Origin of the sequence: Spiroplasma endosymbiont of Labia minor, assembly GCF_964019845.1 — a bacterium.
GTDB lineage: Bacteria > Bacillota_I > Bacilli_A > Mycoplasmatales > Mycoplasmataceae.
This window is the reverse complement of record NZ_OZ026465.1, coordinates 92948-106297: the sequence shown is the minus strand read 5'-3', so window position 1 is coordinate 106297 and position 13350 is coordinate 92948. Positions and strand designations below refer to the sequence as shown.

Below are 13350 nucleotides of genomic sequence, written 5' to 3'. Positions count from 1 at the left end.
CTAGATTAGTTAATTTAGTTCTTGAAATTGATCTGAAGTCTTCATTTCTATTTTTATATTTTTGGTTATAACAAAACTAATAAATGGAAATACAACAAAAGGCGCATAACCAATTATTACACCAAAAATACTAAAAATAGAATTGGCTTCATATGCAATCAAGAATGGTATAAAATACAAACCGGTTCTTAATACGAAAAAAAAGTAATACAAAAAGTGGTTTTCCAAAATAAACAACATTTTTGTTGATTTAGCAAGCGCAAATCACGCGCAACAAATAACTATCGCACCAATAGCCCAACCCGTAATTCATGTTCAATTTATTAAATTACCGACAAATAAGCCAATAACTACAACAAACGAAATAAGTATTACAGACAGTACAAGCAAACTATTTATAAATTGAGGCCCTAATCTAATTGAGTGTTTTTTCACATTCAAAACCTCCAGACAGTTTGTAAATCTCCATCTTTATGAGTGTACTCTTATAAATAAAATATGTAAACAAAAATAAATATAATAATTTGACTTTTTCAATAAAATAGCAATAAAAAATGTTATAAATGGCTGTATATTACAGTAATTTATAACAATTAAATAATATTTTTAATATTGAAAAAGATAATAATAAATTTTTTATACTCAATTATTAAACGGAAATCATGTCCTTAAAAAATCAAGTCAACCGGGATTTGGACTAAATCTTGGATATAGTGCCTGAAATTCTAAAATTGCTTTCTGCAAATTATCTCGATTTTTCAAAACTTGATTTGTAGCAATTAAATACATAAAAACATGTGATGCAGATCTGTTTACACCATAAATGCAATGAACATAAACTTTATCATTCTTTTTTAAATGCTCATCAATTCTCTTTAAAACTAGTTTTACAACAGATAAATTTATATCGTTTTTTTCAGGAAAATCAAAAGCCCTAAATCAAAAATGTTCATTATCTTCAAAATAAACTGGATATTTATGAAAATCTATATCGTTTTCATATATTTCAGAAGCTAAAGACATAACATAATCAGTATCCTCAGGAACACTTCTCATTGAACCCAATCACAAATTATCACGTATTTTTTGTGCACTCATCTAAATTAACCTCTCACATACAAATGTATTATAACTCAGTATTATTTGAATTATTAAATTTTGTCTTTCTGATGAAAAACAATCGGTATGTTAATGAACAAAGCATTATTCCAATTGAAGTTGTGATCAGGAATCCTAAATTAAATGAAATTGGAGAAACATTAAATAAATCATTACTTAAAAAGTTGTCAAAAGATATTCCAACAACAGCACCTAAAACAAAGTTGTATCCTCCATAATATCTAATATTTAAAATACCTATAAATAAAGTTATTATAATGGATACAAAAAAATTTGCTCAATATGCCTTAATTTTGTAGAATTCATATATTCAAAGCGATTCTTCAGAAATGCCATTATAAGCACCTATTCCTGCTTTTTTTGAATAAATAATTTCTTGATTATTTAACGTTTTTTTGAATACTATCATTCTAAATCATAAAGAAATACCTGGTGTTGTTATACCGAGTACTTCTGCGGTTAATGGTGTAAATCATATTTTATCTATTCCAATTACCGCAGAATCACAAAATAGTAATGAACTAATAATTATAGATAATTTATTTCGGGCCCGCCCATATCATGAAGCATTGGATATATAAAAATAAATGCTACTAAAATCCTAAATCATCAATTATTATTTGAATACATATATATTCACATATAAATTTGAACGTTTATTTTGGGAATATAATTGCTCATAAAATACAAAAATGCAGATAAACTAGTGATGATGATAATTTTCAAAAAAAACTCAATACTGCCACGAATTTTTCTAAGAGTAATTCTATTTTTTAATGGTTTTAAAATAAAATTGTAAAATATAATAGATATAACTGATGATAAAACTACTGAAATTAAACCAAAATTTGAAATTTCCCCACTTAAATTTATATAAAAATTTAATCCAAGTAAAATAAAAGTAATTGCATTTGCCGAAAATTGATCTTTTGTAAAATACTTTATTAAAATATAAGATGCAATTGATGGAATTGCTAATGTCCCATACTGAACTATCTGATTTATTTTGTTATAGATTTCTTGGTTTATAACATTAAAGCTATGAAAAATAATTATGATAGCAAAGGCTAATGTAATTCATTGCAAATAATTTATTGATTTGGATGCAACCTGCATTCATGATTGTGGCATTTTAACTTTAAAAAAATAACTTATATTTTTTATAATTTTTAAATTATTATTATGTTCAAAAATTTTATTAGTATTTTTTATTACATCTATTGTTCTAATTTTGACAATATTTTTGTTATTAACTTTAGGCAAATCAATTTCCTTGTCCAAAGCTAAAATAACAAGACTTGCCTTTTCAAATTCTTCTTCTGTAATTTTATTTAGATTTCCTTTAGAACCTACAGTTTGTATTTTTATTTTTAAATTATTTTCTTTTGCGTAATTTAACAATCTATTTTCAGCCATATACGTATGTGATAAGCCATATGTACAAGCACACACAGTAACTACAAAATTAGAATTTAAATCAATAGCACTATTTTCATTTAAATCATTTGCATTCAATAAAATTTTTGTACTAATAAAATTAAATATCTCATTCTCTGTCAATAATTCATTTAATGCATCGATAATTTTTTTGTTCATCAGTGAAACTGAAAGTGTTGATAAAATTTCTAAATGCATATCATTATGATTTGAATCTGTGGAATCAAAATTACAAAAACGTCATTTGTAGGATTGCCATCTAATGATTCTCAATTTATGTCGTTTGTTTTAAAAAATAAAAGCACTGATTCTTTTAATCCGTTTATCATTGAATGTGGAATAGCTATTCCATTTTCAAAACCAGTACTTCCTTGTGATTCTCTTTTTTGTAATTCTTGAAAAATTATATCGACATTATCAATTAGATTGTTTTCTTGAATGATTTTTGAAATGTATTCAAATAATTCATTTTTACTTTTTATATTTTTAACTATTTTCACATAATGTTTTTTAAAAAAGATATATTATAATTTGATTGCAAACGTTTTAACCTCGTTTGGTTTTATAGATAAATTTTTTTTATCACTTATTTCTTCTGTTAAATTACATTCATGTACAATATTTTTACTTTTAATTTCAATAATCTTATTTGTAGGATTATAATATCTAATTATAAAATAGTTCTTATCTCATGATTCTTTGAGTGCGGTTTGAACTAATAAATCTGCATTATTTATTTCTAAAAATGAATTATTTTTTAATTGAGTTTTGATAAATCTTTGCGAAAGCACAAACGTGTCACCTTGAAAATGAAATGGATTTATATTTTGTTTTTGATAATAAACACTACGTAAATTAAATTTTTTTGACATAAAATTTAATTTATTTGTATCATTTAAACTAGCTATTCCAAAATTAAATTCTAAATGTTTATTTAAATTACTATCTGGAGTTTTATGCGGATAATTATCTATCCCACTCGCTCTTCCTCTTCTATAAAGTAAATTTCTTTTTCCAATAAGTGAGACTCTTCGAAATAAAGTTAATGCTATTTTTTCATCGTTCGATCCTATAATCTGATATTCATTATTTCCTTTTGTAAATAAGGCAAAAGCATTTTTTTCATTTGCTAGATAAACCAATGATTCATTTGATTCAATTTCAATAGGTACATCTATTCAATCATTTTCAATAGCTTCTTTTACTTTTGAATCATGAATTAATCTTTTTTGAATTGAGGAGCATTGATCTGCAAATGAATATTTTGTTTTCAAAATGTTTGTTTTCACAATTGACCTTCATCTTATATTTCTCATTTCATTTTGCAAATTAATTTTTACATCTATATAATTATCTTTAATTATAAATTTAACATTCAATATTTGTTCTTTTGAATCATAATATTTAATTCCAGAATTAAATAAATAAAAATATTTTAAACTTAATATTGAAATATTATTATTTATTATATTTTGAACCATAACTTTTTTTAGAACTGCAATATTTCTGTTTAAATTTTTTAGCGGAGAATAATCATATGTGTCTCCGTCATCTATCGTTGCTTCAAAATCAAAAAAATCCTCAACAAATATAGAATTTATTTTATTATCTTTTAATTCAAGTTTAAAATTTTTTGTTTCAGCTATCGAAATTTTATTAACAACTATTTCATTTATTCCCAATAATTGTTTTAAACTAATTATCTTATAACCAAATGATGGCATATCTAATTGAAAATTTATGATGGTTTCAAATCTTCCATCATTTTCATCAAATAAAAAATTAGTTGCATTTAAATCTGTTTGCACATATTTTTTCTTTGCATAATTAAAATTTTTTATATTAGCAGCATCAACAACTTGAAAATTTTCATTATCAAAATATTTTTGATTATTAATTGAATAATTTACTTTTATATCACCATCATAGATATCAAAGTTTTGTGTTAGCAAATTTACACAAATTTCAAAATCTATTTTACCTAATACAGGTTTCAAATTTCACAAAAGGATTTCATCATTTGTTAAATTGACTGCACTTGCAATTCTTTTTTTTATTAAAGTTATTTGTCCTTCAATAATTGATTTTACAGCTTCAAGTCTTGAAACTATTGATCTGTTTGTTTCATCTGTATTGCATCCACCTAATGAATCGTGTGCATGGCACGATAATAATCTTTTAGTAGCTTCAAGAATTACAGTTGAAGGATATTCTCCACCCATTTTTTTGTACATAACAGAAATAGGTTCTAATTCTCCATACAATAAATTTTCGACTAATCTTGATAGTTGTTTTATGTCATATCTAGATGAAGTTATTGTCTTGTGTGCTCTAGCTGTTTTCCCATATCTAAATTGCCCCTTAATAATATTTGCATTTTCAATTACTTGATTATCGTTTACCACATCTTGCATAAATTTCTCAAAATCAGATAATAAATATTCATTTTCTAAATCTTGATTATTCATTTCCTCAACGATAAATTTTCATCCTCTAATCATTGGCATTTGATCTGAACCAATTGGAATTAATATTCTTCTTCCTGTTGATTCTGATAACGGTTTTAAAATCTCTAGTTCATTTTTTAATCACTCTATATAATTTTTGGCATATTGCTTGGCATTTGTTTTTGCATCTCAAATTGTATTTTCTTTTTTTGATCATGTTGAATGATAAAGTTTTAATAAACCATCAACTCCTGTAAAATAACCATGTTTATATAAATTATACACTGGAAATTTAGTTCCATCCTCTGCTTCTCATAAATTAAATAGCGAATTGTTAATTAGTTCCTCATTTCATCCTCTTCAATTTATTATTCCTATATTATTTGTCTTTGAAATTATCTGTGGCAAATTAGAATTAGAGCCAAATGAATCAGGTAAATATGCAACTTTCATAGAATTACCTAATTCTTCACTCATTTTTGTTCCTACAAGTAAATTTCTAATAATTTATTCTCCTGTTGCATTGAAAGTATCTGTTTGTGAATATCAAGGTCCAATAATTAATTTTTTATTAGAAATTAATTTTTTCAATTCATTTTTGTCTTCAGGAAAATAATGTAAGTAATCATCCACAATTGAATATTGACCATCTCATACAAACGATGATTCATCTTTATTTTGTTTATTTGCTTCAATAATATTTTTCATATTATCTATTAAATAAACATCGCTTAGTTCCTTTGTAAAATATCACTCTTTATCTCAGTGTGCATGTGGAACCATATAAATTTTGTATTTTTTCATTTATTTTGTCTCCATAATTTTGATTAATTCTTTTTTCATTGTCATAATCTCGTTAGCCATTATTAGTATTACTTCTGATTTTGCTAAATGATCTTGAGCATGACCTAGTAATACATTTGAAATAATGTCCTCGCCATTTGCAAAATGAAATAATAAATCACTTTGCACTTTATGTGCTTCAATGATTTTTTGTTCTGAGTTATTTAATAATTTTTGTGCATTCTCAAAATCTTGTTCTCTAATTAGTTCTAATGCTTGCATAGCATCGCTAAATCCATCTCCCGATGAAGAGATAATTTGAAAAGCAACTGAATTTAAATCCATATTATTATTTCTCCTTATTTAAAATATTTTTCAAATTTTAATAACAAATTTTCTTTATCTTTACATACTCTATTTTTAAAATCTAAATTATTATTCAATTCACTAATTTTATAATTTAAAAAAATAATGTTTTCATTTAATTTTTTATTTCAATCTGCAAGAGGAGTATTTTTCAATAGATTAATATTTTCTATTACAAATTTTCTTACATCTAATAGATATGAGCCAAAAATTGTTTCAGTCATTTTTTCAAGAGAAATTAATCCCTCAGTTAAAAAATATTTAAGTGTAGTTATTTTATTTAATTTAATTTTTTCATTCAAAATAAAATTAAATTAAATAATCTTATCATAGGTTCAAAATAATCAATTTCTGTGCTTTCCGCTTCAACATTCAATTTTTTACTAGCTATCTTTTTCTTTGAAAAAATAAAAAAGTAAATGGCACGAAATATTAATATCAAAACAATGAATCCGAATAAACTTAAAATAACAATTCACGTTAGAGACATAAAATTTCCCTACATTTACTTTTTTTAATAATACTTAAAATTATATTAGTCTTCTTTATTAATAACTATTTCTTTTTCTTTCTTAACATTTTTGGCCTCTATTTTTTTCAAGTTCTAATTTTTCTTTTTCAATTCGCGCATTTTCAATTTTTTCTTGATATTTGGGTCCGATAAATACAAATGGGAATCAAATTGCAAATGACAATCCCAGTTGAATTATACTTACCAATATCAATCATCAATCAAAGTCTGTTGCGAATAAGACATTCAATCCATACGGCATTGTTGGTGTTCAGACAACACCCGGTCTAATTCAATGAATCAGTATTCATACATGGCCCATTGTGTAAACTAAATAAAAACCAAATACATATGGTATGAAATATACAGGAGTTAATACAATTGGTACACCAAAATTTACAGGCTCATTAATTCCAAATACCCCTGGCACAATAGATAATTTTGCAATTTCTCTATGCACTTTTGATCTACTAGAAATTAAGATACCAATCAAGAATCCTAATGTAGCCCCTGTTCCACCAACATAACCTAATCCAGCCATTGGTATGGGCATTAGACCATGCTGATCTATTCCTTGAATGCTTATAACATCACTTCAATAATTATGATATAAATCTGGATTTGTAGCATGTAAATTTTTTCATTCAATGTAATAAGCTGTATTTCTTAAAACATTTACATCTCATATAATAGAAGTTATAGGTGTTAATATATTAGTTCCATGAATTCTAAAAAATCAGAAGAATGCAACTAAGAACGATATTAAAATTGTTGCTCCAACATTTCCGCTTAAACCCATTAATGGTTTAGCTAAAATAAATTCTATTGCAACAAAAATAGTTGATAATGTTTTTTTGTATTCGGTCACAACAATATTTGAACCATCGTCACCCGCACTAGATGAAGTTTGTATTCCAGTAATACCAGCTTGAGTTGCGATTATATACCAAACTGGGTTAATAAACGCAAATGACATTAAAACTATTGAAGCTACAAATATAGCCGCAAAAGCTTTAGCTACCATTGGTGGTACAGATTTTGGCATTTTGGGGACAAGCCACTTAACATCCATTAATTTGCAATATATATATGCGGTTAGCATACTAGATAATAATGCTACTAGCATGCCTGAATTGCCCAAATAATTTGTGGCAATTTGAATTTGAGTTCCTACTGCCGGTTCATCAGAACCAGTAATTGATACAACTGTTGCATTTATAGATTCTAATGGTTTGAATGCAAATAATACAGCAACACATAATTCTGCAGAAATAATTCCATCCTTACCGTAAGATTTTGCTAAAAAATATCCCATTCTTAAAGAAATATATATACTAAAACCAGCCATTACAGCCCAAAAGACATCAGCCATTGGTGCTCCAAACAGCATGTTAACTCATTTCATACCTTCTGTGTCTTTAATTGATGGGAAGAATCCAGTTAAAACTGAATTCTGTGCAAAAAATACATTTGACAATATTAATGGTATTGCAGCACCCGTTGTTAAAGTAAACGGAAGCATAAATGCATCTCTTATTGCAACTAAAAACCTATTATTTCCAATACTTGAACCAACTCTTATTGTCGCATCTAAAAATTTTTGTTTTCATTTTGATGGTTCTTTATAGGTTTTAACTCTATTAGGTTTAAATTTTTTTTCTGATATTGTCTCTTTCTCTACTTTCATACTTACCTTTCTATTAAAATTGTGGTGCTATAAAAAATATAATAACTGCTAAAAATATTAAGATTAAATAGTCTATGCCAAGAATTCAAAAAAATTTTTTCCACATTTTATTAACGGGTTTATTAAAAATGTATTTGATCGCCATAAATATTAATAGAATAACTCATGGTAGCATGACAATTATTCCCAAAATTATTTTTCAAATTAAAATTCACATTTTAATGACTTTCTTTATATTTTTTTACTACAGTTTGAATTCTCTGTTTAATTAAATTTGCTTGAGCATAAAATCTTAGTTTTGCTTGATTACGTTGCATAGTATCGTTATAGGTTGTAAACGTGAATGCAGTTTCTTACATATAGCCTTGAAAATATTTAATAAGTATTTTTTTCGAAAAGAATTTTCTTCTAATCTTGAATCTTACAGACAAAATAGAATTTTCACCCAAAGTAGAATAATGTCAATTCCCAGATGTTAAATTAATTACTTTATAAATTTTATCTGTTTTTTTCTCTTCTAAAAATTTGATTAAATAAATATTATTGTCTGTAATTAAATTTCCATTTTTAAAATTTGAATATATTAAGTTTGCAACTAATTCTGTAACCTTATTTAAACCTAATCCACTAATTAATATATTTTTGGAAAATCATAATTGACGTTTTATTTCATCAACGAATGAAGGATACTTAGGTTTTAGGAGGAAATTATATCTTTTGGAAAAAGTTTTAAATGGATCAACCATATTATTTGCAAAATTTAAATCTTCAATATACAATTCTTTTAATAAAATTTTTCTAAACATTAATCATTAAAACAAAGTAATAATTTCTTTATTACCATTTTTGTCAGTGTATTCTATTTCTTTATAATTGTCTTTACCTTTTTTTAAGAATACTTTTAAATAATTAACTGCACCATCCTTTGTAGGAAATTGGCCACAGGTATTACCATTCATTTTTACTTTAAAACCACCCATAAATAATGTGCTTTCCATAATCGAATATATAGGCTTACTATTATCTTTCATAAAAATTATCAGCTTCCATATTTTTTAGCATACTCTCAATAATTAAATCTACTTTTTGCATTCCATATGCACAACTATCCATGACACATACTGGCTTTAATGATCCAACTATTTTTTGAAATTTTGACATTAAATATCTAACTTGCGGTCCGATAAGAATTACATCAAATTTATCTAGTCCACTTAAAGCAGATGTTTCAGGCAACGCTTCTACTGTGAATGGATATTTTTTTTCTTTAAAATAATCTTCCACTTGTGAAACTAAAATTGACGTTGAAAATCCATAACTACATGATAATAAAATATTCAATGATCTCATAAATACAGCACCTTTCTTTTCTATGGTATCTCTACCAATTTCATTATATATATTATAAATTCAATACTATGTAAAAAGAAAAAAATGGAATTTCATTCCATTGTATTATTTTTTTACTAAATAATTTGCACCAATTAAATTTGCGTCATTAAAATATTTACATTGAAAAACTTTCAATTTTCTTATTTAGCATTTTAATAAATTCATTATTTTTGAAATGGCACCGCCAATTAAAATAACATCAGGATTAATAACTAAAGAAAAATTAAATATATACTTCGCTAAATTATTTATTTGATTATTAATTAATTTTTGTGCATCATCATTTGAATTATATTCCTTGTAAATTTGTTTTGCAGTTTTATAAATTTTATTTAGATTAAAATATTCTTGTTCAAACGAATACATTCCAACAATTGTCGAGAAATTTTCAACTGATATTTTTCTATGTTATTTATTGAATAACCAAAATCACCAGGCGCAAAATTAATACCCTTATATAATTTATTATTGATAATAACAGCACCGCCAATTCCAGTGCCCATAATAAATAAAAAACCGTTGCTACAAAATTTAGCATTTCCCGAAATCAACTCAGCAATAGCTGCGCAATTTGCATCATTTTCTATAAAAGTGGAAATTGAAAATTATTTTCAAAATATAATTTCAAATTTATTCTATTTAAATTTTTTATTGCAGACAGAGATGTTATTTCTCCTGTGTTTGTATTTACAGTTCCAGGAGACGATATACAAATATTATCAATAATGTTTGTCATTTTTATTTTTTCAATTTCTTTATTTAATACTTTTATTAAATTGGAAACATTTATAGATCTATACTGTATATTTCATTTATCAACAATTTTTTCATTTTCAAAAATAGCTATCTTGGTGACATTCCGCCTATATCAAAAACCAAATTCACTTTATTCTCCTTTAATTTTTATCGTAAATATTTCATGTGGTTTCAATTCCAAACTATTTAAATTGGAAATTAATGTTTCCTCTAACATATTTAAACTATCAAATGTTTTATCAAAATTATTTACTTTTAAATTCAATTTTATTTTTACTAAACCACTATTAAAACCTCTAATAATTATTCCAGTTTTATCTTCGGCTATTTTTGTTGAAACAACTATAATTAAATCAGAATTTAATTCTAAATTTAATTTTTTTATTTTTATATTTTTATTTACTAGTAATAAAAATCTATCCATTTTTTATATAAATTATTTAAAGTTTGAATTTGATAAAAAACATGTGGTGTTGTAAATTGCTTTGCTTGTTTTCATAAATTAATATTTTCACCAACAAGAAATCTGAAATTAAATTTTAAATTTTGGTTTAATAATTTTGAATCGTGAGTATTTATAATATGTTCTGAAGTTCCGCTGGCTCTATTTGGTCTCCATAATAAATTATGCTTTCCCAATGCATCTACTGATCTAAATAATGTAATTTTTAAATTATTTTGATCTGCTTGATATTCATTATTTCCAAAAGTTAAAAAAGTAACAGGAATTATATTTTCATTTCTTACAGCAATAAAAGATTCGTTTGTTTCAATACCAATAGGTTTCTCAACTCAATTTTCTGATTTTCAAGTTAAGCTCTCTTTTAAAAATGCAGGCCTTTCTATTGTTGCATAGTCAATATTTGAAATAACACTTTCAATACTATTGTTTAAATAATTATTTAAGATTCATTTAATATTTTGCGATTTATTTATCAAAGAAATTTTTAAATCAATATAATTGTTTTCATCTAAACTAATTTCTCTTGTAATAATTTGTTCTATTATTATTTTTGAATTTATTTTTTTCGGAATACTAAATTTTGATTTTATTTTTAGAGTTTTTCTAATTCCATAATTTATAACTTCAAATTTCGAATATAAATGTGTACTTATAATTTGAATATTATTAGATGGTGGTGAGTAATCATAATAATCACCTGCATCTCATGTTGCAGACAAACCAAATAGATCATTAATTTTATTTTCGTTAATTTTATCAATTATTTCAATTTTATTCATATCTGAATAAAATTTTATCTTGCAATATTTATTTTCTATTCAATTATTAAAATTGATTGTCAAAGAATTAACGTTTTTCGATTTTTGCAAACTATATTTTCTAATTTCAAATGGGTTAATGCCATCATAAACTATTAAATCATATTCATAAAATCTAGCTGCTTCTAAAAAAGATTCACCTGCATCTGTTGGTTTTACAATAAAGCCATCGTTTTGTATTTTACGCATCAACAAATCATATTCAACATTAGTATCATTATTTTTTATAATAAAATTTTCCAGAGTTGAAAATATTTTTATGTGATGTTCATTTTTTATTCCATTAACGTTTGTATTTAAAATTATAAATTCTTCATCTTTCAAATTCATATTATAAGAAAACTGTTTCAATATTTCTGTTGTTTGTGATTCAATTAAATTTAATGATCTTAACAATCTGTTTTTAATATTTTCATTTGTATCATCACTATTGCATCCTCCAGCTGAATCATGCGATAACGATAATAATAATTTTTTTAAGATATTTTGAATTACTTCAAACGGATATTCTCCACCACTGATAGATCACAATATAGATAAAGGTTCCAATTGTTGATACAATTTGTATTCCACAGTTTTTAATAATTTCTTAATATCATATCTATTAGATCCGATTGTTTTATGTATTCTTGACATATATGGATATTTAAATTCACCATTCACTGAATTTAAAATTAAATTTTTTGCATCAACATACTTAAAAAAATCTTCATAATTGGAAATTATTCATTCATCATTGGAATATTCTTTTAATTTATCAATAAATTGAGGGGTAAATTTATTTATTGGTGCCTGATCGCCACCTATTGGCAACAATAACACCCCTTTTTGTTTCATATTTGATTTTAATTTCTCAATTATATCCACTGTTTCATCAATAAATTTTTTTGCAAGAGTATCTAAATTATTTTCTTCATTAATTTTGTATGGAAAGAATGTGCCCAATGGTCAATAGCCTAAAAGAAAATTGTAAGAAGTGATTTCTGTTCCATCAATTCCTTTTCATTTAAAGAGAGAACCATATTCATCTATTTGTTTTTTAGACATTCCTCTTCAAAAAATGAAACTATCCAAATTAAAACTTTTATAAATTTGTGGCATCTGATTGTTATGGCCAAAACTGTCTGGAACATAGGTCACACTTTGAGTATTCAAATTATCTTTCCTAATATTATTTATTCCAATCAATAAATTTCTGACAACAGATTCTGAAGTTGTATTAAACAAATCAGGTTGGATGTATCACGGTCCAACAATTAATTTTTTTTCTTTAATTAATTTATAAATTTCATTTTTATTTTCAGGATAAAAAACAGAATAATCATCTATAAAAGAAGTTTGACCATCAAAATTGAAACTTTTATACTCTTTTGATTGTGCTAAAACTTTTATAATTTCATTAATATTTGTTTTTAAATTTATATCACTTTCCTCTTTTGTAAAATACCATTCTTTATCTCAATATGTATGCAAAACAGCAAAAATTTTTCAGTTCATAAAATATTCTCCACTCAATAATTATATTTAATAAATATAAAAATAATTTACATATAAAAATGCGGAATATAATT

Annotated in this window: 17 protein-coding genes; all 17 read right to left on the bottom strand. The window is 24.7% G+C overall.

The genetic code is table 4. From position 1 onward, the window contains the following. Positions 1–9: 9 nt before the first annotated feature. Entirely contained in the window at positions 10–435 is a 426-nt protein-coding gene (locus AACK85_RS00540) for an MG406 family protein (RefSeq protein ID WP_338970006.1), read from the bottom strand. 201 nt (positions 436–636) lie between these two features. After that, complete coding sequence (locus AACK85_RS00535) at positions 637–1098, bottom strand: dual specificity protein phosphatase (protein WP_338970004.1); 462 nt, start codon at positions 1096–1098, stop codon at positions 637–639. A 28-nt stretch (positions 1099–1126) separates the two neighbouring features. Beyond that, a complete protein-coding gene (locus AACK85_RS00530) occupies positions 1127–1528 on the bottom strand; it encodes a hypothetical protein (RefSeq protein WP_338970002.1) in 402 nt (133 codons plus the stop codon). Positions 1529–1647: 119 nt separating this feature from the next. Continuing rightward, positions 1648–2754 carry a hypothetical protein gene (locus AACK85_RS00525; protein WP_338970001.1) on the bottom strand — a complete coding sequence of 369 codons (1107 nt, stop codon included), beginning with the start codon at positions 2752–2754 and terminating at the stop codon, positions 1648–1650. Continuing rightward, positions 2745–3077: a PTS sugar transporter subunit IIA gene (locus tag AACK85_RS00520; protein WP_338970949.1), complete on the bottom strand. Its 333-nt coding sequence runs from the start codon at positions 3075–3077 to the stop codon at positions 2745–2747. Before AACK85_RS00520 ends, AACK85_RS00525 begins: the two co-directional genes overlap by 10 nt. 3 nt (positions 3078–3080) lie before the next feature. After that, positions 3081–5480: a glycosyl hydrolase-related protein gene (locus tag AACK85_RS00515; protein ID WP_338969999.1), complete on the bottom strand. Its 2400-nt coding sequence runs from the start codon at positions 5478–5480 to the stop codon at positions 3081–3083. 30 nt (positions 5481–5510) lie between these two features. Next, a complete protein-coding gene (locus AACK85_RS00510; RefSeq protein WP_338969997.1) occupies positions 5511–5807 on the bottom strand; it encodes a hypothetical protein in 297 nt (98 codons plus the stop codon). Continuing rightward, on the bottom strand, positions 5808–6131 hold the full coding sequence (locus AACK85_RS00505) for a PTS lactose/cellobiose transporter subunit IIA (protein WP_338969995.1): 324 nt from the start codon (positions 6129–6131) through the stop codon (positions 5808–5810). Between the two features lie 14 nt (positions 6132–6145). Next, positions 6146–6454 (bottom strand): hypothetical protein, encoded by a 309-nt coding sequence (locus tag AACK85_RS00500; RefSeq protein ID WP_338969993.1) that lies wholly within the window; start codon positions 6452–6454, stop codon positions 6146–6148. 270 nt (positions 6455–6724) lie between these two features. Further along, entirely contained in the window at positions 6725–8350 is a 1626-nt protein-coding gene (locus AACK85_RS00495) for a PTS sugar transporter subunit IIC (RefSeq protein WP_338969991.1), read from the bottom strand. A 353-nt stretch (positions 8351–8703) separates the two neighbouring features. Continuing rightward, positions 8704–9156 (bottom strand): hypothetical protein, encoded by a 453-nt coding sequence (locus AACK85_RS00490; RefSeq protein WP_338969989.1) that lies wholly within the window; start codon positions 9154–9156, stop codon positions 8704–8706. 6 nt (positions 9157–9162) lie between these two features. Then, complete coding sequence (locus AACK85_RS00485) at positions 9163–9381, bottom strand: hypothetical protein (RefSeq protein WP_338969988.1); 219 nt, start codon at positions 9379–9381, stop codon at positions 9163–9165. After that, positions 9371–9700, bottom strand: coding sequence for a hypothetical protein (locus AACK85_RS00480; RefSeq protein WP_338969986.1), 330 nt, complete (start codon positions 9698–9700; stop codon positions 9371–9373). The genes AACK85_RS00485 and AACK85_RS00480 overlap by 11 nt, the downstream gene beginning before the upstream one ends. Before the next feature lie 186 nt (positions 9701–9886). Further along, positions 9887–10108, bottom strand: a complete 222-nt coding sequence (locus AACK85_RS00475; protein WP_338969984.1) for an ROK family protein — start codon at positions 10106–10108, stop codon at positions 9887–9889. Continuing rightward, entirely contained in the window at positions 10075–10341 is a 267-nt protein-coding gene (locus tag AACK85_RS04995; protein ID WP_422397542.1) for an ROK family protein, read from the bottom strand. The genes AACK85_RS00475 and AACK85_RS04995 overlap by 34 nt, the downstream gene beginning before the upstream one ends. A 287-nt stretch (positions 10342–10628) precedes the next feature. Beyond that, on the bottom strand, positions 10629–10922 hold the full coding sequence (locus AACK85_RS00470) for a glycosyl hydrolase-related protein (protein WP_338969982.1): 294 nt from the start codon (positions 10920–10922) through the stop codon (positions 10629–10631). After that, the gene (locus tag AACK85_RS00465) at positions 10901–13276 is read right to left on the bottom strand and encodes an alpha-mannosidase (RefSeq protein ID WP_338969980.1); all 2376 of its coding nucleotides are present in this window, start codon (positions 13274–13276) and stop codon (positions 10901–10903) included. The genes AACK85_RS00470 and AACK85_RS00465 overlap by 22 nt, the downstream gene beginning before the upstream one ends. Positions 13277–13350: the final 74 nt, after the last annotated feature.